The following is a 21,706-nucleotide window of genomic DNA, read 5'->3' as shown; positions in this document are numbered from 1 at the left end:
TTCACCTCCCGCCACGGGAGTCGTTGCTGCTTGACAACAAGATTGAGATGTCCTTGCAGTCGCCGGTGGACATGGGAGGTCAGGGTCGCGGTGAGGTGAGTTGCCGGTGGCTGCGCAGAATCTCGGCGGCTGCGCGGAGGTTGCGGGCTGCGTCCTCGAGGTGAGTTGCGATGTCCTGGTCATGGCCGGCAACAACTTCGGCGGTGTCCGTGCCGGGGGCGGTGTAGAGGGTGTGCAGTTCTTCGCGTGCGTCGCTGATTCCAGCGAGGGAGTCGTCGAGGGCGGCGAGCATGGTGCGGAGTTTGCGGTCGACGGATTCGCTGTCGCGGCGGAGCTCGGCGTCGAGTTCGCGGTCGACGAAGTCTGCATCGGGAGTGAAGGTGAATGCTGCTGCGGTCATGGTGTCCTCGTTTCGCTGGTGAAAGTGTGTGGTCAGGCGGCCGGGGTGAGCTTGGAGATTTCGTCGGGACGGAATCCACTCCAGTGGTTTTCTCCTGCGACGAAGACGGGGGCTTGCAGGTATCCCAGGCTCATGACGTAATCGCGGGCCTGTGCGTTTTCGGTGATGTCGATGACGTCGTATTCGATTCCCGCTTTGTCGAGTGCGCGGTAAGTGGCATTGCATTGCACACATGCAGGCTTGGTATATACGGTGATCGCCATTGTCATTCCCCCTCGTCGATGATTCTTTATTGATTTCATTCTATCGAACATTGCAATATAAACCAATACTTTCGTGGGTATTTCTTCGATTACTTTCCGCTTTAGTTAATGGCATCTTCAATCATTTTCCGCATTCTTTCACTAATACCAAACCGTGACGTACACAGCTACCTGCATGCGCCCTACCTGCATTTTCTCCCCCTCCCCCGGTATGTGCCGATATTCTGGTCTCGGCGGGAGTGGGTCAAGGTGAGCGTAGGAAAAAATATCGTAGCTCCGTTGTTCGAGCGTGCGAGTGGCGCGTGTGGATATTATTTCTGGAGCGGCCTTGATGCGCGAGCGTCGGGATAGAAGAATGTTCACACCGGGGCGGGTCGGTTCTTGTCCTTGCGCTTTTGTCGTGGTTCGTGGCCGGCGGCCGGGCGGCTTCTCGTGCACCTGTGGTGGTGTCCGTATTCCGCCCTTCCGGTCCGCCGGTGGGCTCTGACCGCCGGCCGGAGGCGGAAGGTGCGGGGCGGAAGGGCGGACGATCCCCAGCCCTTTCGGGCCGGGGATCGCCGCAACATCGGGTCAGTCGATCGCGACCTCGTCGAATGTGAGCTGTCCGGTGATGATTTCCTCGACGGCGGCGAGGGTGTAGCCCTGTTCCATCAGGAAACTGAGGTACTGGTCGGCGTTCTTGGGCCCCGATCGCCATGCGTCTTTGACCATGCGGGACTCTTGCGCGGCGATCACCAGCGCGAGGAGCAGCACCTGAGCGCGAGCCTTGGACACCTTCGCCACTTGCTCGGCCAACTCTCGGCCGGGGTAGTAGCCCGTGAATCCGAGCAACTCACCGAGTGATTCCGTTGCCTTGTATTCCGAGATCAGTCCGGGATCGCGGGCGAGGGTGGTCGCGACGTAGGCCGCTGCCGTTTTCGGTGGGGATTTGCGGGCGAGCAAGGTTGTGCGCAGGAACTCGCGGCGGACGGTGGTCGCGGCCTCGGCCTGCTTGTTCAGCTCGCGGACTCGTCGGCGTTCCTGCTTGTCCTTCGCTTCCTGCTCGCGCACTGCCCGAGCTGCCTCGGCGGGGTCGTTTCCGCTGCCACCTGCGGCGGCGGGAACCGCGTGCATCCGGCGCTGCAACCGGGAGAAGGAGGACACCGACGGGGCCGAGTGCGACGATCTCGCCGTCGAGCACGGCGCTGAGTGCGTCGACGATCTCGGGGAACGAGGCGCTGAAGTTGTTGCCGTTGCGCGACCACAGCGCCGGCGGTTTGGTGCCGCCGGTGGTGGCGATGGCTCTGAGTCCATCCCATTTCGACTCGAATGCCCAGCGCTCCCCGTTGGTGGATGCCCGAATGTGGCGAGCATCGGCGGCACTGGCTTTCCGGTGGCGGCGCTCATTGATCTATTGTGCGCGGGTTTGTACTGGTTTCGGCCGGTTTTCGGAGGTTGAGACAATAGCGAGATGAGCGAGAGTACAGAACCGGATGAGGTTCAAGGGTGTAGCCCTGCGCCGGACGAGAGCCAGCGCGGCACGGTGATGACTTCGGCTGGTCGGTGGGCTTACCGGTACAAGGATGGTGCGGAGCTCATCACGATGAAGACGCCGGAGTGTCCTCCCCAGCGTAGGAGTACAGCAATTAGGCCCACACCGAATCTGTTGCGGGCCTTCTTAATTGATTATCTCAACTGTGTATTCATCTTGCTTGCAAGCCATTCCGCGTCCGTGTGGACCGGTCTCCAAAGCTCAGATCGCTCGTGCCGCACGCTTCCTGCAAGCGCTCGTAACAGCGACAGTTGAACTCGGTTGGACGGTCCCTACGAAGGTGCCGAACATGTCGAGGGGGACGGGGGTTCCTGCGCCAAAGGCAGCCGCAACATACGACCTATGTTGCATCTTGTATCGAACAAAGGCCCCTTGACCTCGTGGGCCGATTTGTCGGTGCGCAGCCCTTGTAGCTTGGGTGCCTGAGTCCGCCACCGACATACTCGCGGTACTCGACGTCACAGACAGAGATCGCGGCTGACCAGCGGTCAGCTCTCCCTATTGCATAGGGCGGTGTGATCGCGAATGGACTGGTGGGCCGCTCGATTTCGATCAGTTTGTCACGCAGCTCACCCCAAGAACGTCAGTCAGCCTGCCCGGCGAGCACAGAGACAACACGCGCCATGTTGTAGCCGGACTCGCCAGCCGGCTGACCGCAACCAAGCAATAGGTCTTCGACGTGGTCACGGCAGCCATGAGATGAAACCTTGCGGATCATTTCACGGGGGGTCATGCCACCGTATCCATGTCGGCGACGACTGCATCCGTTGCCTCCAGCTCGGCGAGCGCTTTTTCTCGGACTGTTCTTTCTGGCAACGCTTTGATGACAATGCGTCGCTTGCCCGAGGCGTTATCGTTGTTCGTGCGATAGGTTCTGTCCGTGTTGAATTTCCACTCCAGTAAGGCATTCTATGACGGCAGCGATGTCCTTTTCGGTGATTTCGTTCGCATATTTGGATATGGTTCCGAGAATTTGATTTTCGGGTGGGCGCAGGAAATTATACGCCATCTTTTTTTCAACCATAGCCGGTACCAATCTTTCGATTTATAAAAAGGACTTATAGCGCGATATCTTGCTGTCGCCGGAGCGCCTGAAGCGTTTCAAGATTCCTAAGCGATGGTAAAACTTGTTGCAGTATCTCTGAATTCCCGCTACCAGTCGATTGCGGATGGGGACCGGTCGCTACCAAATGGGCGCTACCTGCCCGGTCATCAGGATACCAATTGCGAGTGGATTATTCGTAAGCTAGACTGATCATTCACTGAGCAATCATTCATGACAGCTTCAACGCGCCGAAAGAACGTGACCGGATTGAGTGCCATCTCTGGTGCCATGACGCCGAACGACTCGACACACCCCTCCAGTAGCAAATGCAGCGCAACAGCTAAGGCAATCCCGGCCGCCCCGCCCATCGAACCCGACAATCTTTGCGTGAACACGGAGAGTACCTGCTCATTTTTTCCGTCGCGCATCCCGTTCGCGAGGGCCCAGAAAGGGGGCAACGGATCATGACATACTTCGATTTCGGCGGTACGACTCGCAGTCGTCAATCGACCTTTCGCTTGACCAAAGTCGGTCCCCTCGATCGCGGAACCATGCGAGATAGCGCCTAGTGCGTCGAACACCCACTCCGGTCCGCTCATTACGCTGAGAATAGCCCCACGAACGGGTATGGATCTGGCAAGAGTCACTGGCCCAGCACGACCACCGGTATATACAGGATGTCGTCCGAACTCAGGCAGATCGATTTCCATGTATGTGAGGGGTTCAGCATTCTCACATCGGCTATTTTCCCAGGTATAAATGTTTCTGTTGGACTTACACAACCAGTCCACAAGTGCTGCCGATTGCTCGGCGACCCCTATTTCAGGGTCGGACTTTGCGTCCGCGATCTTCCAACCCGTCAGTAGCGTATCGACCTGGTCCAGTTCAGCTGTAGCCAAGCCGGCGAGCAGGTTGCTGACTCCCGGGCTGGCACCCATACCTTTTATTGCCCGCACGCCTGAGGATTTCGCTGCGCTGTCGAACTCGAAGTCAGACAGCGTCGATTCCGAATCGTCATCAATGTCCAGGTAGTCGCATCCGTATTCGATCGCAACGCTGAGAATCGAATGGCCGTGAATCGCGAAGGGCGCCGATATGTTCAAAACAACATCAGAGACCTCAAGTAGCGCTCGCAGTGATAGCTCGTCGGTTATGTCAAGCAGTACTGCTCGGGTTGGACCGCCTGCCTCGTTGCAGATTGCTCGAGCGCGACCAAGATCAGCATCCGTTACGACGAGATCGTAGATCAGTTCCGACTGCGCGGCCGTGCGAACCACCCATCGACAAGTTTCCCCTGCCCCGCCAACAACGACTACCCGTTTCTGACGCCTCACTCGCATCCCTTCCCCTTCCCATCGGCTCTGCGAGCATATGTCGGGGGTCGGGGAGCAGATTCTCGAAATCCGGCGCTAAGGATTTACGGCAGATAGTAGCGTACTATCTGCCGTAACTCGTGAGTCGTCCTGCCGCGATGGTCGTTCCGGAGATGGGCGACTCCGGAAACTATCTGCCGTAGTGCTGAAGGGCGGTCGGGGTGGGATCGGTGAGCTCGCTACCGGCGCGGGCCGCCGGGATCCGGCTGGCGGACGCGACGCGGACCTTTCTGGGCACGATCGCGGCGGTGAACACCCGCCGCGCCTACGCCTCGGCGTTGGATCGGATGGTGCGCGACTTCGGCGCGGACGGCGATGTCGGGTTGTTGAACCCGGATCGGGTGTCGGGGTGGTTCGACTACGTGTGGGGCGACAAGGCCCCCAAGACCTACAACCTCCGGCTGACCGCGGTGTCGGCGGCGTGCGCCTACTGACGCGATCAACAGTGGCTGACCGGCGATCCGGTGTCGCGCCTGCGGGCGCGGCCGAGTGCGCCGGACAACAGCAAGGCGATGACCGCCGCCGAGGTTGCGGAGCTGCTGGGCATGGACGCGGCCCTGCGCGAGCGGGTGTTCTGGTCGATGCTGTATGAGTCCGCCGCGCGGGCGGAGGAGATCCTGAATCTCGACATCGAGGACCTGGACACCGTGAACCGATGCGCCACGGTCACCCGCAAGGGCGGCGCCCGCGAGGTGATCTATTGGCAGACCGGCACCGCACGGCCGCTGCCCCGGCTGATCGCCGGACGGAAGTCCGGGCCGCTGTTCCTGACCGACCGCAAAGCCAAGCCGTCGGTCGCCAAGACCGACACCGACAACTCGACCGGCCGCGCCCGACTTTCCTACCGCCGCGCCGCGACGCTCCTCGAGGAGCACACCGAAGGGATGCGACGCGGACCGTTCACGCTGCACCAGCTGCGGCACTCGCGACTGACCCACGCCGCAGAGAAGGGCGCTTCCACGCCGATGCTGATGGCGTTGAGCGGACACACCTCGGTGCGCAGCCTGGTCAAATACGCGAAGGTCTCCGCCGAGGCGCTGGGGCGCTGGCAGGCCGAGACCGATCCCGCTGCGCGGCGGCGCTCCCGCTGAATCTCTCAGTAGCTGACGGTGACGAGTTCCGGCGCGTGTCTGCGTATCTTGTTCAGCACCTTGACTGTTCGGCCCGAGCGCATCTGCTCGAGGGGGGCCGAAAGAGACCAATCAAGTGCGGCACCGTCGATGGGTGTGGTCTTCCGCGTCCGGGAACTCATAGCCGCTGCCGGGCGTGCGTGGTCGTGGTGTTTGTCGGATCCGGCGGGGGCACGGCCGAGAGTAGGGCCGTGAGGTCGCGCGAGACCTCGCCGGGGTTGGAACAGCCGTGGGAGATGAGCGCGCGGGAGCGCGGCTTCGGTCAGGCCGTATCGGATATGGACGGCGTCGTGGTTCCCGGGAACTCGAATGTGCCGGAGTCGTCCGTCGGTCTACGTGCGTTGCGCGGAGTCGTCCCGAATCTCACTGCGGAGAACGTGTTTGAGGATCTTGCCGGAAGGGTTGCGCGGGATGTCACGGACGATCAGATCGCGCGGCAGTTTGTAGTCCGCGACGTATTCGGCGGCGTACGTCCGCAGCTCCTCGAGGGTCACCTCGCGACCGGGAACCGGGGTCACGATCGCGACGATGGTCTCCCCGAATGTGGCGTGGTCCAGGCCGACGACGGCAACGTCCTGGACGTCGGGGTGCCCCGCGAGGGCGTTCTCGACCTCGATCGAGTAGACGTTGCGGCCGCCGGTGATGATCATGTCCTTGAGCCGGTCGACGATCGTGATGAAACCGTCGGCGTCGCGGACGGCGAGGTCCCCGGTGTGCAGCCACCCGTCTCGGATGGTCTCGGCGGTGGCCTCGGGCTTGTTCCAGTAGCCCTTCATGATGGTCTCGCCGCGCAGGATGATCTCGCCGGTCATCCCCGTCGGGACATCGTTGCCATCCGGATCGACCAGCCGGAACTCGGCATTCGTGATCGGCCAGCGTCCCGTCGCATCGGGACGGACGGCGACCTCGTCAGGCGTGGAGTAGATGCCGGTGGGGCCACCCTCGGTCGGCCCGCACAGCTGGAAGAAGCCGACGTCCGGGAAGGTCGTCACGAGTTTCGCGACCGCAGTCGGCGGCATCGGTGCCGCCCCGAAGAAGCCGAGCCGCCAGTGCGAGAGGTCGCGCCGCTCGAGGTCGGGGACCGTCAACATCATCTGATACATGGTGGGAACACCGAGGAAGACGGTGATCCGGTATCGCTCGAGGGCGTCGAGGACGGCGGCGGGCTCGAATGCCGGCAACACGACGTGGGTGGTGCCCATCGAGAAGCCGCTGAGCACGAACAGCACCAGTTCGGCGCAGTGGTACATCGGTGCCACGTGCAGGTTCCGGTCGAAGGAGTTGACGCCGAGCGAGGACACCGCGTGGCCGACCCACAGCAGCCGGTGGTGATCGAACAGCGCACCCTTCGGTTTCCCGGTGGTGCCGGAGGTGTAGATGATCATGCAGTCGTCGTCCTCGCGCACCTCGACCTGTGGGTCGCTGTCCGGCATGGAGGACGCCAGCTGGACGAAATCGTCGAAGCCGTCCGCGCCGTCCAGCGAAAGCGCCGGGGCAGCGGGCGCCTGCTCCAGCTTGGCCAGGTCCCGCACCGCCGCGACGGTGTCCCCACCGAACAGCAGCACCGACGCGCCGGAGTCCTCGAGCAGATACGCCAGCTCCCGGGCCGTGGACCGCGGGTTGAACGGGGAGACGATCGCGCCGACCTTGAACGCGCCGTACAGCGCGAGGAGGAAGCGGTCGGAGTTCGGCGACAGCACCGCCACGCGGTCGCCCTTCTGCACGCCGAGGGACAGCAGCGCGTTGGCGTACTGGTTGATTTCCCGGTCGAGCTGCCCGTAGCTGCGCTCGACGCCCTCGAAGATCAGCGCGGGCCGGTCCGGGTGGCGGCGTGCGTTCAATGTCAGTTGTCCACCAAGGGTTGCCATGATTCTCCTATGATCGGCGGGTGGTCTGCTAAGCAAATGTGGGGGGACGTTTGGTGAGGACGGCGTCGGCGCCCTCGGCGAAATCCGGTGTGCCGATGAGTTCGATCTGTCCGGCTCGTTCACGCTCGAGGGCGTGGTCGAGGTGGCCCAGGGTGGACGCGGCGAGCGCCCGTCTGGTCAGTTCGAGGGCGCGCCGCGGCCCGGCTCCCAGCGTGCCGGCGACGGCCTCGACATGGGCCGCGAGCTGGTCATCCGGCAGGATCCGGGCCACCAAGCCGGTCTGGGCGGCGTCGGTGGCGGAAAGCCGCTGCCCGAGCAGCGCTAATTCTGTAGCCCGCGCCCGGCCGATCGCCGCGGCGACGAGCGCGGTCGCGCCGCCGTCGGGCATCAGCCCGATGCTGGTGAACGACAACAGGAAATACGCGCTTTCGGCGGCGTAGGTGAGGTCTGCGGCGCAGGCGAGCGCCACTCCGTACCCGACCGCGGGGCCGTTGACGGCGGCGATGACGGGGACCGGCGCGGAGACGATGCCGCGGATCACCCGGTTCGCGGCGTCCATCACCACCTCGGGTTCCTCGCCCGTCACCGCGGTCAGATCCGCTCCCGTGCAGAAGGCTCTTCCCGCGCCGGTGAGCACGATCGCGCGGGCACCGGTCGCTTCCGCCCCGCTGATCGCGGTGTCGAGTGCGACCAGGTCGTCGACGCCGAGGGCGTTCATGCGGCCGGGCCGGTCGATCGTGATGTGAAGCAGGCGGCCGGTGCGGACGGTCCGGATAGCGGTCGGGGTCATCGGATCAGCCGAGCCGCTCGATGATGGTGACGTTGGCTTGTCCGCCGCCCTCGCACATGGTCTGCAACCCGTAGCGTCCGCCGGAGCGTTCGAGTTCGTGCAGCATGGTGGTCATCAGCCGGGTGCCGGTGGCGCCGATCGGGTGGCCGAGAGCGATGGCGCCGCCGTTGGGGTTCACCCGCTCCGGGTCGGCGCCGGTCTCCTGCAACCACGCCATCACGACCGGGGCGAACGCCTCGTTGACCTCGAACACGTCGAAGTCGTCGATGCGCATGCCGGTCCGCTCGAGTGCCCGTTCGGTGGCGGGGATCGGTGCGGCGAGCATCATGACCGGATCGGCGCCGAGCACGGTCAGGTGATGGATCCGGGCCCGCGGAGCCAGGTCGTGGCGGCGTACCGCCTCGGCGGAGGCGATGAGCATGCCCGAGGCGCCGTCGGAGATCTGGCTGGCGACCGCGGCGCTCAAGCGCCCCCCCGGCGTGAGGCTCGGCAGGGCGGCCATCTTCTCCGGTGTGGTGTCGGCGCGCGGTCCTTCGTCGGTCGTCATCTGCTGGTAGGGGAGGATCTCGGCGGCGAAGCGTCCGCCGGCGATCGCCTGCAGCGCCCGGCGGTGGCTTTCCAGGGCGTACTGCTCCATCGCCTCCCGGTCGATTCCCCACTTTTCGGCGATCATCTCGGCGCCGCGGAACTGCGAGATCGTCTCGTCCCCGTAGCGGGCCCGCCACCTCGTCGAGCCCGAGTAGGGGTCGCGCACGCCGAACGCCTCGCCCGCGGTGACCGACGACATCAGTGGGATCTGGCTCATGTTCTGCACCCCGCCCGCGACGATGAGGTCGGCGGTGCCGCTCATCACGGCCTGCGCGGCGAAATGTACAGCCTGTTGCGAGGATCCGCACTGGCGGTCGATGGTCACGCCGGGCACTGTCTCGGGCAGGCCCGCAGCGAGGGCCGCGGTGCGGGCGATATCGCCCGCCTGCGGACCGATGTTGTCCAGGCAGCCGAGGATCACGTCGTCGACCGACGCGGGGTCGACACCGTTGCGTTCGACGAGTGCGCCGATCACATGGGCCGCGAGGTCGACCGGGTGTGCGGCGGCCAGTGCGCCGCGGCGGCGGCCTACCGGGGTGCGTGCCGCGTCGATGATGTATGCCTCTGGCATTGATGTCTCCGAATCGTCGTCTCAGGTGGTCGATGGTTGACGTGTGCGCGAGTGCAGGTAGGCGTCGAGCAGGACGGTCAGCACGACGCGGCCTTCGCTGTCGACCACGGTGCTCTCGGTGGTGACGAGGGCGCGTGCCCGGTCGTCGAACTGGATGTCGTCGATGACGACGGTGCCGGTCAGCACGTCTCCTGGACGCACGGGACGGCGGAACCGCAGATCTCGGATGCCGCGCCCGGCAATGGCCGCCCAGCTGTGCCCCACTGCGTCGAATGTCAGCCGTTGCAGGATCGCCAACGTGTGGATTCCACTGGCGATCAGGCCACCGAACTGGCCGTCCTGCGCCGCCGCCCGGTCGATGTGAAACCACTGGGGATCCCAGTGGGTGGCGAAGTCGACGAGTTCGGCCTCGGTCACCGTGTGTGAGCCCAAGTCGAAACGCTGGCCGATGCCCAGGTCCTCGGCGTATACAAGGCGTGTGTGCTCATGGTGCGATCCCACCTGCACGCCGACGGGTTTCACCGCGGCGCCATGCGGATCGCGCCGTCGAGGCGGATGGTTTCGCCGTTGAGCATCGGGTTGGTCACGATCGCCTCGACCAGCTGCGCGTACTCGGCGGGGTCGCCGAGCCGGTTCGGGTGCGGCACCTGCTGTCCCAGCGAAATCTGAGCCGCCTCGGGCAGCGTGCCCAGCAGCGGGGTCTTGAACAGGCCGGGCGCGATGGTGTTCACCCGGATCAGCAGCGACGCCAGGTCGCGGGCGATCGGCAGGGTGGCGCCGACGATCCCGCCCTTCGATGCCGAGTACGCGGCCTGTCCGATCTGCCCGTCGAAGGCCGCGACCGAGGCGGTGTTGACGATCACGCCGCGCTCGCCGTCGACGGGCTCGTTCTGCGACATCGCGTGCGCGGCGAGGCGGATGACGTTGAAGGTTCCGGTCAGGTTGACCTTGACGATCTTCTCGAATTCGGCCAGCGGGAACGGTCCGTTCTTACCGACGGTCTTGACGGCGTTGCCGATGCCGGCGCAGTTCACGGTGATTCGCAGTGAGGACTCCGCGTTGGCGCGCTCGACCGCCTCGGTGACCGCGGCCTCGTCGGTGACATCCGCCGGAGCGAATTCCACGGTGTCGCCGAGAGCAGCCAGCGCATCCGTGTTCGCGGTGGGCAGGTCGACGGCGATTACCCGGGCGCCCGACTTGGCGAGGGCGGTGACGGTGGCCAGTCCGAGGCCCGAGGCTCCGCCGGTGACGAGTGCGTTGGTTCCGGTGATATGCATGAATACTCCTGACGAAATAGGTTGAGAACATCGGGTTTTTGACAAAGTGAGGTGTGACTGACGCAGTGGTGTCACTGCGCGAAGGTCAACCTCATAAGGCGCGGCCGATGAGTTCCTTCATGATCTCGTTGGTGCCGCCGTAGATCTTCTGCACGCGGGAAGCGGCGTACATCTGCGCGATCGGGTACTCCATCATGTAGCCGTAGCCACCGAAGACCTGCAGGCAGCGGTCGACGATCTCGCACTGCTTGTCGCTGCCCCACAGCTTGGCCATCGACGCGGTCGCCGCGTCGAGGGTGCCGTCGAGGTGACGCTGGATGCAGTGGTCCATCAGGGTCTTGCCGGCCAGCACGTCGGTCTTGCACTCGGCGAGTACGAACTTCGTGTTCTGGAAGTTCAGGATCGGCTTGCCGAAGGCGTGACGTTCCTTGGCGTACCTGATGCTCTCCGCCACCGCGGCCTCGGCCACCGCGACACCGCCGACACCGAGGATCAGCCGCTCACGCTGCAGCTGACCCATCAGCTGGTAGAAGCCCTGCCCCTCGACGCCGCCGAGCAGATTCGCTGCCGGCACCCGCATGTCGGTGAACGACAACTCGCGGGTGTCCTGGCCGTGCTGGCCGATCTTGTCCAGCACCCGCCCACGCTCGAACCCCGGAAGATTCTCCGTCTCCGCGACGAGCAGCGAGATACCCTTGGAACCTTGGCTCGGGTCCGTTTTGGCGACGATGACGAGCAGGTCGCAGTGCGACGCGTTCGAGATGAACGTCTTCGAGCCGTTGATCACGTAGTGGCCGCCGTCGCGAACCGCGGTGGTCCGTACGGCCTGCAGGTCCGAGCCGGTGCCGGGTTCGGTCATCGCAATGGCGAGGACGCTCTCACCGCTCGCACATTTCGATAGCCAGCGCTTCTTCTGGTCCTCGGTGGCATAGGCGGCGATGTAGTGCGCGACGATCGTCGAGTGCACGGCGAAGCCGAACGCGGTGTCGTGGGCGTAGGCGATCTCCTGCTGCACGATCGCCTCGTGGCCGAAGTTGCCGCCCCCGCCGCCGTATTCTTCGGCGATGTCGAGGCACAGCAGTCCCGCGGCGCCGGCCTTGGTCCAGAACTCGCGGTCGACCTGGTGCTGCGCGGCCCAACGGTCCTGGTTCGGGGTGGCTTCCTTGCGGAAGAACTCGGCGGCGTGCTTACGCAGCAGCGCCTGATCGTCGGTCTCCCACGGGGAGCGGTAATCGGGGAACAGCTCGCTCATGATCGGTCCTACTTTCCGGTGAATTCGGGGGCGCGCTTGGCGAGGAACGCGGCCTGGCCCTCGCGGCTGTCGGCGGAATGGATGGCAACGTGAAAGTTGCGCTTCTCGTGCTCGAGTCCTTGCGCCAGAGAGGTTTCCAGGGCCTGGAGGGCGGCATCCTTGGCCAGCTCCACCGCGAGCGGTGAGTTGGCGGCGATCCGCTGCGCCATGGCGACCGCCGCTTCGAGGGCGGTGCCGTCCGGGACGGTCTCGGCGACGATGCCGGCCGCGCACGCCCGCTGTGCGGACAGGAAGTCGCCGGTGAGCAGTAGGGCCATCGCCTTGGACTTGCCGACGGCCTGAATCAGGCGCTGGGTTCCGCCGCCGCCCGGGATCACGCCGAGCTTCACCTCCGGGACACCGAACTTGGCGGATTCGCCGGCGATGACGATGTCGCAGGCAAGCGCCAACTCGCAGCCGCCGCCGAGTGCGAGGCCCTCGACCGCAGCGAGGACCGGCTTCGGGAATCGGCCCAGGTCGGCCCAGATGGTGCCGCCCAGCGCGGCTCGATCGCCGAGCAGCGACTGGTCGCGAATGGCGTCGAAATTGGTGATGTCGGCTCCGGCGCAGAAGATCCCGCCGGCGCCGGTGAGCACGATGGCACGGATCTCGTCGTCGTGCCGAGCCGCGACGAGCTCGGTGTTCAAGGCGGTGAGCACCGCCTCGTTCAGACTGTTGCGAGCCTTGGGCCGGTTGATCTCCAGGATCAGGAGGTGGCTGTCGCGGGCCGTGCGTAGCGGGGCGTTGTCGGGGTTCATCGGACGTCCTCGTAGACGTTGGTGTGCGCGGCGCGCATGGCCTTCTTGTCGAGCTTGCCGACGCTGGTGCGGGGCAGCTGGTCCAGATACAGGACGGTCTCGGGCAATTGCCATTTGGCGAATGCATCGGCGAGCAATTCGTGGATCTCCGACAGTGGAAGTTCCTGCCCGTCGGTCGTCACGACGAGTGCTACTGGACGCTCCTGCCACTTCGGGTGCGGGACGCCGATGACGGCCGCCTCGGCGATCTTCGGATGGGCAACGAGTGCGTTCTCCATGTCGATGGAGGAAATCCATTCGCCACCCGACTTGACCACGTCCTTGATCCGGTCGGTGATCTTCAAGTAACCATTCGGGTCGATGGTCCCGACATCGCCGCTACGCCAATACCCGTCGAGGAACTTGTCGGCGTCGTCGTCGAGCTTGTGATAGCGCTCGATGATCCACGGTCCGCGCAGCAGCACTTCACCCTGACTCGTGCCGTCGTGCGGGAGATCGTTGCCTTCCGCGTCGACGATCCGGATGTCGATGCCGTTGACCGGCAAACCCTGCTTACGCTTGAGATCCCACTTCTCCTCGTCCGAGATCACACCGCGCAGCGAGGGCTTCAGTCCCCGGTTCACCGCGACCAGAGGGGTGGTCTCGGTGGCGCCGTAGGCGTGGATGACGTCGGCTCCAGTGATGTCGTGGAAGTCGCGCATCAGCGACAGCGGCGGCTCGGTGGCACCGGACAGCAGCCGCGCGCGGGAGAAGTCCGGTGCGACCGCAAGCGTCTTGATGTAGTTCATCATGGGCTGGAAGATCGCCGGCGCACCGTTTGCGACGGTGACTTGCTCCGCGATCATCGCGTCCACGAGGACGGATGTGTCCTCGGCGATGTAGCGACCGGGCAGCACGATTTTTGCGGCACTGTAGGCGGCCGCCTGGGGTAGGCCCCAGCCCTGGCCGTGGAACATCGGCGTGATGAGCATGACGGCATCGTCGCTGCTCATCCCGAGTCCGGCGACCTCGGCGAGGGTGTGCAGGTAGATGCCGCGATGCGAGTAGTAGATGCCCTTGGGCCTGCCGGTGGTGCCGGTGGTGTAACACGCGCTGTAGGAGGAGGTTTCGTCGATGACCGGCCAGTCGATCTCCGGGCCGGCGTCCGCGAGCAGGTCCTCCCAGTGCACCGCGTGCGGGAGCGTGGTGGTGATGTCGGCCAGCGGCTTATCGGTCATCACCACCCACGTCTTCACGTTCGGCGTATGCGGTGCCAGCGCCTCGGCAACCGGAAGCAGCGACTCGTCGATGAGGACCACCGATGCATCACTGTGTCCGGTGACGTAAGCGAGATCCTCTGGCGCCAAACGCAGGTTCATCTGCAACATCACGGCAGCGAGGCCGGGAATCGCCCAGTACAGCTCGTAGTGCCGCTTGCTGTTCCAGTCGAGGATCCCGACCACATCGCCCGGCCCGACGCCGATCGAGCGAAGTGCATTGGCACTTCGTTGGATTCGCGCGTAGGCATCGGCGTAGGTGTACCGGTCCCAGCCGCCGTCCGCGGTGCGGTACACGATCTCCTGCTCGGGATAGGTGCGCGCGGCGTGCCGGATGATGGTGGTGGTGTTGAGTTGATAGTGGTCGCCGTGGGTGGAGGGCAGGCCCCTCACGATCTCGTGGCTCATGACGTCCTCAGATGCGTTCGATGATGGTGGCGTTCGCGGTGCCGGTGGCCTCGCAGACGGTCTGCAAGCCGAACCTCTTGCCGGAGCGTTCGAGTTCGCAGAGCAGGTCGGTGAGCATCCGGGCTCCGGTCGAGCCCAGCGGGTGGCCGAGGGCGACGGAGCCGCCGTTGACGTTCAGCTTGTCGTCCGGGACGCCGAATTCCCGTTGGAAGATCAGCGGCACACCGGCGAAGGCCTCGTTGACCTCGAACAGGTCGATCTCCTCGACGGCCAACCCGCTTCGGCCGAGCGCCTTGTGGGCGGCGTCGAGGATCGCGGTGAACTGGATGATCGGGTCGGCGGCGGCGACCGACAGCGCGCGGAACCGGGCGCGTGGGATGAGGCCGTTGCGCTCGGCGTACTCGCGGTCGGCGATCAGCAGCGCGGCCGCGCCGTCGCTGATCTGCGAGGAGTTGGCCGCCGTGGTCCGCCCGTCGGCGCCGAACACGGCTTTCAGGCTCGCCATCTTGGCGGGGTCGATGTGCTCGCGGATGCCCTCGTCCGAGTCGATGACCGGACCGGTCGGGTCGTCGGGGTCGGCGGTGATCGGCACCATCTGGTCGCGGAACTTCCCGGCCCGCGTCGCGGCGTGCGCCCGCTCGTGGCTGCGAGCGCTGAACGCGTCCAACGCCGCTCGGCTCAGGTCGAACCTCTCGTTCATCAGCTCCGACGACGGGCCCTGCGCCATCAGCCCACCGTCGTAGCGGTCGAGTTCGCGCGGGCTGTACTGCGGGCCGAGCGGCGCGCCGGGCAGGAACGCCGGAGGCATCGGCACCCGTGACATCGACTCGACGCCGCAGGCGATCACCAGGTCGTGGGAACCCGCCATCACCGCCTGGGCGGCGAAGCTGACCGCCTGCTGCCCTGAACCGCACTGGCGGTCGATCGTCACCGCGGGGACCGACTCGGGCAGCCCGGCGGCGAGCACCGCGTGGCGGCCGAGATTGCCCGACTGGACATCGTGCTGGATGACGCAGCCGGTGATGACGTCCTCGATCGCGGCGGGGTCGACGCCGGCGCGGGCCACAAGCTCCCGCAGCGTCTGCCCGAGCAGGTCCACCGGATGCCATGCGCTGAGGATCCCTCCGCGACGGCCGACCGGGGTCCGGACCGCGCCGACGATAACGGCCTCGCGAACACTCATGACAAAGCTCCTTGTGCTGAATTACGGGGTGCCGAATCGCGGATTCCGATCAGGGGAATGTCGAGGCGCTTCGCGACCTCCTCCCATTCGCGCGTCGGCTTGGAAAGAAACGTCTGCTCGAGCTCCTCCTGGGTGCCCTCGACACCGAGACCGGCGCGGGCGCGCTCCCAGAAGTGCGGCTCGAGCGCGGCCAGCGCGACGTGGCCGTCGGAGCTGGAGTAGATCCGGTAACCGGGATGCGCCCCGCCGAGCGGCGCGCCCGCTCCCATCAGACCGTGCCGAACTGCGGCGCCGGCGTCGGCGGCCGCCTGTTCGAGGACGACCCGCTCGCGGTGTCCCACGCCGGACTCCGCGGCCACGCGCAGGGCGAGCAGGGCCGCGGACACGGCGCGCTCGGCGCCGAGCAGGTCGGCCACCGGGACGGTCGGCATCGTCGGCGGCTGGAGAGTGCCGTGCAGGGCCTGGTACGTCAGGTCATGGCCGGGCTGCTCCGCCGCGATCCCGTCGTGCCCGACGATCTCGATATGCGACAGGTGCGGATTCGCCGCGGTCAACTCGTCCAGGCCGAGCTTGACCAGCGCCGAGGGGCGCATGGCGGTGAGCATCAGGTCGGCACGCGACAGCTCGCGCGCCGCCACCGCCCGATCAGCGGGGTCCTTGAGGTCGAGGGTCACGACCCGCTGGCCCACAGTGAGCTCGTCGTACCACGTCGGCGCCACGGCCCGCAGCGGGTCGCCGGCCGGCGGTTCGATCTTGGTGACGGTGGCGCCCAGCGCCCGTAGCCGCGCGGCGGCGAGCGGGCCCGGCAGATTGATCGCGAGCGACACCACCTGCACGCCCTGCAGCGAACTCGACTGCGACATCATCAACCCCTTTTTGACTATACTGATGTATAGCCATTAATGCGCATGTACTGTCTAATGTCAAGGGTGTATGCTTTTTTCTCTGATAGGAGGCAATTTCTGTGACCGACCCCCGCGCCAGTGACGAGGACCTCACCGCGAAGGCCCGCATTCGCAACGCCGCGCTCGACCTCTACGCCGAGCGCGGCGAGGATCGCGTCTCGATGCGCGCCGTCGCCGCCGCCGCCGGGGTCGCCGTGGGATTGGTGCAGCACCACTTCAAGACCAAGGACGGGCTACGCGTCGCCGTCGAGCAACTGGTCGTCGACTATTACGCTCTGGCGATCGCCTCTGTGCCGGACGAGGGCGCCCCAGCGCAGGTCGCCGCCGCTCGAGACGAGGCGGTGCGGCACATGCTCGCGACGCATCCGACGGTGGTGAACTACATCCGGCGCGCTGTGCTCGATCCGCAGGGAAAGAGCGAGTTACTCGAGCGGCTGACCGACCTGAGTCGCAGAGAGATCTCCAAACTCCGCTATTCGGGCAAGACCTCGACACGGCGATCCGAGTCCTCACAGGTCATCGGGCTGATGGTTCGTCAGCTGGGGCAGCTGCTCATGCAGCCGATGATCGATGACATGTGTGACTTCCTCGACCGGACGGGCGTGCCGCACAGCGACAAACTGACGCTCTCCGTGACCGTAATCTAGCGGTAGTTTGTTGGGTCAGGTCGGAGGTAGAGGTGCAGGCCGTGGCCTGTTTCGCGGCTCAGGAGAGACTTCCGCCGACATGCGTCGTCAGGTCCTGAGCGGTCATCCGCCACCCTTCGACTCGCGCTACTCGTCGTCGTCGGCGTCCGGGTCGCGCAGCGGTCGGTGAACTCCGCTGGGGTCGGGCAGGTGGAAGCTGTAGTGCCCGTCGATGCCGATGTGGGCGCGCACGAACGCCGACAATCGCTCGACATCGGTGTCGAGCACCGGGTATCCGCCGGCTCGCAGCGCGGCGAGGGCGCGGTTCTCGTAGACGGTGTTCCACACGACGACGCAATTGAGCACCAATCCCAGCGCCGAGAGCTGGTCTTCCATGCCCTCGTAGTAGGCGCGGGTCATCTCGCCCTTGCGGCCGTGATAGATCGTGCGCGCCAGGTCGTGACGACCCTCGACGAGATTGGACTGGGCCTTGCCCTCGCGCCGGTAAGGTTCGTCGTCGGCCAGGCGCAGGATGTGCAGGGTCTTGAAGATCCGCCCGAAATGGGCGATGGCCTGGCCCAACGCGGTCGGCTGCCCGTCGCGGGAGATCATCCTGGTGACCTCGTGCGCCGACACCTCACCGGAGTGGATCGACACCGCGATCCGGCACATGTCCTCCCAGTGCGCGGCGATCTTGGCGGTGTCGATCACCCCGCGCGCCGCCTTGTCCAGCGGCCCGTAGTCGGCTCGGGCGTCGATGCGCCACAACCGCTGATCGGGCAGGTTCGCCAGCTGCGGCCGGTACTGGCGGCCGATCAGATGCAGCAGTCCGAACACGATGTCGGAATACGACCCGGTGTCGGTGATGATGACCTCCGGAATCCGCCCGCCGTGCTGGGACACGATCACGTCGATGGTGTGCAGCGAATCGCGAGGTGTTCCGCGCAGCACCTTGCCTGCCAGCCCGGCGGACTGGTCGTTGAGCATGTTCAACCAGGTGATGCCCAGTTTCCGGCCGAAGTACTTCGGGTTCGGGCGGGCGTTATGGGTGCGCACGGGCACCACGAACCGCATCCCGTCCACCGAGGCGACCAGCCCGCCGCCCCACGCTTGGGCCAGGGGGATGTCGGCCTGGGCGTCGACCAGCACGGCGTTGGCCGCCTCGATGGTCTCGGCCCGCACGTAGCACTGGTCGACGTGCAGCAGCCGATCCCTGGTCAGGGCGTCGACACCAGGCGTTGTCACCGGTTTGAACCCGACGTTCATCGCATAGGAACAGAGCACGGCCGCCACCGACAAGCCGAGGTCGGCGACGCGGGCCTCGTTGCCCGAGGTGTGGGTGAACGCCTCGGTGAAACCGGGATGCCAGCTCATCACCTCCGTGACCAGTTCCGGCAGGTCCACACGCGGGATCATCGCCTCCACCCGGCGGCGCAGGTCGACCAGCGACGCGGGCTCGGCCTTGGCGTCCAGCGCGGCGACGTGCAGTTTGCCGTCGGCGTCGATGCTGGCTGGGGTGTCCTCGCCCAGCCGTGCGGCCAACTCCCGATAAGCGGTCTCCAACGCCGTCGCGTGATCGGTCAGCAGCTGCGTCGGCGCGGCGGGCAGGCCCAGCGCGTTCATGCCGGCGTCACGCGCAGCCTCCCAGGCTTCGCCTGCCAGCAGGTGCGCCCGCGGGTCGCGCCACCGCGACGAACGCACCGCGAAGATGCTGCGGTGCTTGAGGTGTCGGTGGAACTGTTCCAACACGCAGATCGTGTAGGAGTTCCGGTCGACGGTGCCCTCCGGTCGGCCCGGCGTGTAGATCAAGCGCTTCCACGCGCCGACGATCAAGTCGTGGTCGACCTTGCGGGCGTCCAGCAGGTTTGCCGGGATCTTGCCCGACGACCTGGATGTCAGCAGCTCGGCGAGGGTCTTCATTGCCGCCAGGACGGCGGCGCCGTCACTGGTCGCGCCGAACTCGATCGTGTCCATCAGCATCGACAGGAACGGGCGGACCGTGGCGAACTTGCCGGCCAACTCGATCAACCGCTGCCCATCCAGCTCCGCGTCGTCGGCGGGCACCAGCTCGTCGACCGCCTGGACCGCGTGCCGCAACTCGGCCCGGGTGACGGTCTTCTCGATCATGTCCAACACCACGCCCAGCCCGACGTCCTGGTTGACCTCGACCATCTCCAGCAGCACCTTCACCGCTGCCGCGAGCTTGCCTGCGTTGCGTGACACCCTCGGATAGCGACGCAGCTTCTCCTCGCGAGACTCCCGCTCGGCCTTGGACAGAAGCTTCGTCGTCATCAACATGTCGAAGGTCTCCAACACGTCGTCGACCGCCCGCGCGCTCAACACAACGACCGTCGCGGCCAGCACCGCCAAGCGCTGCTCACGCGTGGGCAGCCGCCGCAGCGCGGCGGCCTTGCTCGCCAACCCGTAGGTCGCCAACCCCGTCAACCGACGCGGCGGGATCGCCCTCACGTCGATGCTGTCCACCCCGACCGCTTGCAGGTCGACAACCCTGCGCAGCGCCGCGAGCATCCCCTTCGACGACGCCTTGAACACGCCCTTGCGCAGCCGCTCCAGCTCGCTGACCTTCTGCCCGCCCTCCGCAGGAACCTCCAGCAGCCGCAACAAGGCAGACGCGGACTCCGAGGTCAGCTGCTCGCCGAGCTGGCGCCACAACCGGGCGTCCGCCGCGTTGCGGCCGTCGCCGATCAGCCGCTCCAACGTGGTGATCCCCGGCAGCAGCGCCTGACGCTTCCGCAGCCATGTCACTGCGTCGCCGAAGATCGCCTTCGGTCCGTCGCCGGTCATCCACGCCTGGTCGACGATCCACGACGTGAGCTCCGACTCCATCTCGCCGAACGGCTTGAGTCCGTACACCTGCTGGATTTCCCAGGCGTGTTCGAGCTTGGTCTTCTCCCGATCGGTGTACCGCTTCACCATCGACGGATCGGAGATCTCCAACTGCTCGGCCAGATACTCGATCAACGCGGGCGGGACATCCAGCGGATCAGCCAGGAACATTCCCAGGTGACGCACCGTCACCACCTGCACCGCGAACCCCAGACGGTTGTAGTCGCGCCGCCGCGCAGCGATCAGCCGCCGGTCCTCGTCATCCAAGTAGCAGTAACGCTCCAGCTCCTGCCGAGACAACGCACCGAACCGGCCATAGCCGCCCTCATCAGTCACGACGACATGAAATCACCTACAGCGCAAGGTCGCTCGGCGATTGCCCCTTAGCGCCGGATTTCGTCAATCTGCTCCCCGACCCCCGAGAGGGCCCGGCCGTGACAGAGATGATTCGGTTGTCATCAATCGCCCCGGGGTATCCGCCTTGTTGACCACGGCAGCATTGTGTTCAGGCCGAGACGAACACGATCTTGCCGACCAGCTCGGCGACGCCGACGCCGGCGCTCTCAAAAAGCTCACCACCACGCTCGTAAACGACTTCCTCGCCTCTCACCGGCAACGCAGAAACGACCTCGCCCAAGACCCCCACCATGTCGCCGACGTCCTGCGCATCGGGAACCAGCGCGCGAACGAAATCGCCCAACAGACCCTCGATGAAGTCGGAACCGCAATGGGCACCATTTACTGATCGACTCCTACACATAGCGCACTCCAGTAGTTTGGACATTCATCGTGTTGCGACGATCCCTGGAATCCGCCATCCCGGCGCAGGCCTTTCTGGTGGTGACTCTTATCCGAATCGGATGTGCATGTTGGTTGCGACCCCTTCTGAGTCCGACTGGACCATCGGTCCGCGCGGGCAGTAGCAGCCTCCGCTGTCTTGCTTCGCTGTCTTGAACGAAGTGGGTGAAGCACTTGTTGTTTCTCGTAGCCACCGTGTTCCGCGGCGCGGGGTACAACGACAAAACGTGTGGTGGTGGCTGTTTCGGTCATGGCGAAGCGGCGGGGTCGAAAATTGCGATTTGGGCGCTGTTCGGCTTCCTGCGGCTTTGGGTGTGCGTTTGACCATCGAAAAATGAACGACAATCCGTAGAACAGTTGACGATCAGGCTTCGAAGGTAGCGTCGAAGTTCCGGCGAGCCAGTTCGATATGAGGCAGGTTCGTCGACGCCCACGCCAGTAAGGCATCGATCGGCTCGCGCGCAGTTTTGCCCAACGGTGTGATCCGGTACTGCACCGCGACCGGTCGCATGTCGAGCATGCGACGGTCGATGATCCCGTTCCGCTCGAGGCGGCGCAAGGTGTTCGTCAGCGACTTCTGTGACACTGCCGGAATCGCTCGGCGGAGCTCATTGAAACGGCACGGCGCCTCGCACAACTCGTTCAGCACACTCAGCGACCACTTGTCGAGAACCTGACCAAGAAGTTCTCGATGCGCTGCGATGACCAACAAGTCGTGGTCTGTCGTGGTATTCGTCATGGAACCTGGTTTCGTTGAAGTTACCTTCTGACACCAAGTATAAACGGGATACTTACTCG

Annotated in this window: 21 protein-coding genes and 1 pseudogene; 3 read left to right on the top strand and 19 right to left on the bottom strand. The window is 65.2% G+C overall.

The genetic code is table 11. The features are described from left to right. Positions 1-79 precede the first annotated feature (79 nt). The 6 genes and pseudogenes from ACKAMS_RS28910 to ACKAMS_RS28885 form a co-directional block, all read right to left on the bottom strand. Positions 80-400 carry a hypothetical protein gene (locus ACKAMS_RS28910; protein WP_408989925.1) on the bottom strand — a complete coding sequence of 107 codons (321 nt, stop codon included), beginning with the start codon at positions 398-400 and terminating at the stop codon, positions 80-82. A gap of 32 nt (positions 401-432) precedes the next feature. Next, the gene (gene nrdH, locus ACKAMS_RS28905; RefSeq protein WP_408989924.1) at positions 433-663 is read right to left on the bottom strand and encodes a glutaredoxin-like protein NrdH; all 231 of its coding nucleotides are present in this window, start codon (positions 661-663) and stop codon (positions 433-435) included. Positions 664-1,233: 570 nt separating this feature from the next. Continuing rightward, positions 1,234-1,776: a hypothetical protein gene (locus tag ACKAMS_RS28900; RefSeq protein WP_408989923.1), complete on the bottom strand. Its 543-nt coding sequence runs from the start codon at positions 1,774-1,776 to the stop codon at positions 1,234-1,236. Positions 1,777-1,873: 97 nt separating this feature from the next. Then, positions 1,874-1,942: pseudogene (locus ACKAMS_RS28895) on the bottom strand (hypothetical protein); the annotation flags it as partial. A 592-nt stretch (positions 1,943-2,534) separates the two neighbouring features. Next, positions 2,535-2,714 carry a hypothetical protein gene (locus tag ACKAMS_RS28890; protein ID WP_408989926.1) on the bottom strand — a complete coding sequence of 60 codons (180 nt, stop codon included), beginning with the start codon at positions 2,712-2,714 and terminating at the stop codon, positions 2,535-2,537. Positions 2,715-3,406: 692 nt separating this feature from the next. After that, a complete protein-coding gene (locus ACKAMS_RS28885; protein ID WP_408989922.1) occupies positions 3,407-4,579 on the bottom strand; it encodes a saccharopine dehydrogenase family protein in 1,173 nt (390 codons plus the stop codon). 203 nt (positions 4,580-4,782) lie between these two features. Here ACKAMS_RS28885 and ACKAMS_RS28880 point away from each other — a divergent pair, with 203 nt between their 5' ends. Together ACKAMS_RS28880 and ACKAMS_RS28875 are read left to right on the top strand one after the other, a co-directional pair. After that, the gene (locus ACKAMS_RS28880; RefSeq protein WP_225330463.1) at positions 4,783-5,046 is read left to right on the top strand and encodes a hypothetical protein; all 264 of its coding nucleotides are present in this window, start codon (positions 4,783-4,785) and stop codon (positions 5,044-5,046) included. Positions 5,047-5,124: 78 nt separating this feature from the next. Beyond that, on the top strand, positions 5,125-5,703 hold the full coding sequence (locus ACKAMS_RS28875; RefSeq protein WP_202916944.1) for a site-specific integrase: 579 nt from the start codon (positions 5,125-5,127) through the stop codon (positions 5,701-5,703). Between the two features lie 371 nt (positions 5,704-6,074). Here the strand turns inward: ACKAMS_RS28875 and ACKAMS_RS28870 are convergent, their stop codons facing one another. The 10 genes from ACKAMS_RS28870 to ACKAMS_RS28825 form a co-directional block, all read right to left on the bottom strand. Beyond that, positions 6,075-7,610, bottom strand: a complete 1,536-nt coding sequence (locus tag ACKAMS_RS28870) for a class I adenylate-forming enzyme family protein (RefSeq protein ID WP_011331209.1) — start codon at positions 7,608-7,610, stop codon at positions 6,075-6,077. Between the two features lie 28 nt (positions 7,611-7,638). Next, positions 7,639-8,400 carry an enoyl-CoA hydratase gene (locus ACKAMS_RS28865; protein WP_011331210.1) on the bottom strand — a complete coding sequence of 254 codons (762 nt, stop codon included), beginning with the start codon at positions 8,398-8,400 and terminating at the stop codon, positions 7,639-7,641. Between the two features lie 4 nt (positions 8,401-8,404). After that, positions 8,405-9,559: an acetyl-CoA C-acetyltransferase gene (locus ACKAMS_RS28860; RefSeq protein WP_011331211.1), complete on the bottom strand. Its 1,155-nt coding sequence runs from the start codon at positions 9,557-9,559 to the stop codon at positions 8,405-8,407. A 21-nt stretch (positions 9,560-9,580) separates the two neighbouring features. Beyond that, positions 9,581-10,081, bottom strand: coding sequence for a MaoC family dehydratase (locus ACKAMS_RS28855; RefSeq protein WP_011331212.1), 501 nt, complete (start codon positions 10,079-10,081; stop codon positions 9,581-9,583). Continuing rightward, positions 10,078-10,836, bottom strand: coding sequence for a 3-hydroxyacyl-CoA dehydrogenase (locus tag ACKAMS_RS28850; RefSeq protein WP_011331213.1), 759 nt, complete (start codon positions 10,834-10,836; stop codon positions 10,078-10,080). Before ACKAMS_RS28850 ends, ACKAMS_RS28855 begins: the two co-directional genes overlap by 4 nt. Positions 10,837-10,927: 91 nt before the next feature. Continuing rightward, positions 10,928-12,088 carry an acyl-CoA dehydrogenase family protein gene (locus ACKAMS_RS28845; protein WP_011331214.1) on the bottom strand — a complete coding sequence of 387 codons (1,161 nt, stop codon included), beginning with the start codon at positions 12,086-12,088 and terminating at the stop codon, positions 10,928-10,930. A gap of 8 nt (positions 12,089-12,096) precedes the next feature. Further along, positions 12,097-12,885, bottom strand: a complete 789-nt coding sequence (locus ACKAMS_RS28840; RefSeq protein WP_408989921.1) for an enoyl-CoA hydratase/isomerase family protein — start codon at positions 12,883-12,885, stop codon at positions 12,097-12,099. After that, complete coding sequence (locus ACKAMS_RS28835; protein ID WP_011331216.1) at positions 12,882-14,549, bottom strand: long-chain-fatty-acid--CoA ligase; 1,668 nt, start codon at positions 14,547-14,549, stop codon at positions 12,882-12,884. The genes ACKAMS_RS28840 and ACKAMS_RS28835 overlap by 4 nt, the downstream gene beginning before the upstream one ends. A gap of 7 nt (positions 14,550-14,556) precedes the next feature. Then, on the bottom strand, positions 14,557-15,732 hold the full coding sequence (locus ACKAMS_RS28830; protein WP_011331217.1) for a thiolase family protein: 1,176 nt from the start codon (positions 15,730-15,732) through the stop codon (positions 14,557-14,559). Beyond that, a complete protein-coding gene (locus tag ACKAMS_RS28825; RefSeq protein ID WP_011331218.1) occupies positions 15,729-16,595 on the bottom strand; it encodes a CoA transferase in 867 nt (288 codons plus the stop codon). Before ACKAMS_RS28825 ends, ACKAMS_RS28830 begins: the two co-directional genes overlap by 4 nt. Before the next feature lie 101 nt (positions 16,596-16,696). Here ACKAMS_RS28825 and ACKAMS_RS28820 point away from each other — a divergent pair, with 101 nt between their 5' ends. Next, positions 16,697-17,284, top strand: coding sequence for a TetR/AcrR family transcriptional regulator (locus tag ACKAMS_RS28820; RefSeq protein ID WP_011331219.1), 588 nt, complete (start codon positions 16,697-16,699; stop codon positions 17,282-17,284). A 126-nt stretch (positions 17,285-17,410) separates the two neighbouring features. On the opposite strand, the gene ACKAMS_RS28815 is transcribed toward ACKAMS_RS28820, so the two are convergent. The 3 genes from ACKAMS_RS28815 to ACKAMS_RS28805 all read right to left on the bottom strand — a co-directional run bounded on the left by ACKAMS_RS28815 (position 17,411) and on the right by ACKAMS_RS28805 (position 21,647). Further along, complete coding sequence (locus tag ACKAMS_RS28815) at positions 17,411-20,446, bottom strand: Tn3 family transposase (protein ID WP_011331220.1); 3,036 nt, start codon at positions 20,444-20,446, stop codon at positions 17,411-17,413. A 169-nt stretch (positions 20,447-20,615) separates the two neighbouring features. Then, positions 20,616-20,810 carry a hypothetical protein gene (locus ACKAMS_RS28810; RefSeq protein WP_408989920.1) on the bottom strand — a complete coding sequence of 65 codons (195 nt, stop codon included), beginning with the start codon at positions 20,808-20,810 and terminating at the stop codon, positions 20,616-20,618. Positions 20,811-21,272: 462 nt separating this feature from the next. Beyond that, positions 21,273-21,647: a winged helix-turn-helix transcriptional regulator gene (locus ACKAMS_RS28805; RefSeq protein WP_408989919.1), complete on the bottom strand. Its 375-nt coding sequence runs from the start codon at positions 21,645-21,647 to the stop codon at positions 21,273-21,275. Positions 21,648-21,706: the final 59 nt, after the last annotated feature.

It is taken from the genome of Rhodococcus sp. 5A-K4 (genome assembly GCF_046097995.1).
Classification (GTDB): Bacteria; Actinomycetota; Actinomycetes; order Mycobacteriales; family Mycobacteriaceae; genus Rhodococcus_F; species Rhodococcus_F erythropolis.
The sequence above is the reverse complement of the archived record's forward strand: the minus strand, read 5'-3'. Positions and strand labels throughout refer to the sequence as shown.

Bases quoted from the DNA above. Each gene is read 5' to 3' on its own strand.
- ACKAMS_RS28860 (WP_011331211.1), bottom strand. From the start codon at position 9,559: ATGCCAGAGGCATACATCATCGACGCGGCACGCACCCCGGTAGGCCGC.
- ACKAMS_RS28845 (WP_011331214.1), bottom strand. From the start codon at position 12,088: ATGAGCGAGCTGTTCCCCGATTACCGCTCCCCGTGGGAGACCGACGAT.
- ACKAMS_RS28830 (WP_011331217.1), bottom strand. From the start codon at position 15,732: ATGAGTGTTCGCGAGGCCGTTATCGTCGGCGCGGTCCGGACCCCGGTC.
- ACKAMS_RS28900 (WP_408989923.1), bottom strand. From the start codon at position 1,776: ATGCACGCGGTTCCCGCCGCCGCAGGTGGCAGCGGAAACGACCCCGCC.
- ACKAMS_RS28885 (WP_408989922.1), bottom strand. From the start codon at position 4,579: ATGCGAGTGAGGCGTCAGAAACGGGTAGTCGTTGTTGGCGGGGCAGGG.
- ACKAMS_RS28840 (WP_408989921.1), bottom strand. From the start codon at position 12,885: ATGAACCCCGACAACGCCCCGCTACGCACGGCCCGCGACAGCCACCTC.
- ACKAMS_RS28825 (WP_011331218.1), bottom strand. From the start codon at position 16,595: ATGTCGCAGTCGAGTTCGCTGCAGGGCGTGCAGGTGGTGTCGCTCGCG.
- ACKAMS_RS28805 (WP_408989919.1), bottom strand. From the start codon at position 21,647: ATGACGAATACCACGACAGACCACGACTTGTTGGTCATCGCAGCGCAT.
- ACKAMS_RS28835 (WP_011331216.1), bottom strand. From the start codon at position 14,549: ATGAGCCACGAGATCGTGAGGGGCCTGCCCTCCACCCACGGCGACCAC.
- ACKAMS_RS28865 (WP_011331210.1), bottom strand. From the start codon at position 8,400: ATGACCCCGACCGCTATCCGGACCGTCCGCACCGGCCGCCTGCTTCAC.
- ACKAMS_RS28875 (WP_202916944.1), top strand. From the start codon at position 5,125: ATGACCGCCGCCGAGGTTGCGGAGCTGCTGGGCATGGACGCGGCCCTG.
- ACKAMS_RS28850 (WP_011331213.1), bottom strand. From the start codon at position 10,836: ATGCATATCACCGGAACCAACGCACTCGTCACCGGCGGAGCCTCGGGC.
- ACKAMS_RS28870 (WP_011331209.1), bottom strand. From the start codon at position 7,610: ATGGCAACCCTTGGTGGACAACTGACATTGAACGCACGCCGCCACCCG.
- ACKAMS_RS28910 (WP_408989925.1), bottom strand. From the start codon at position 400: ATGACCGCAGCAGCATTCACCTTCACTCCCGATGCAGACTTCGTCGAC.
- nrdH (WP_408989924.1), bottom strand. From the start codon at position 663: ATGGCGATCACCGTATATACCAAGCCTGCATGTGTGCAATGCAATGCC.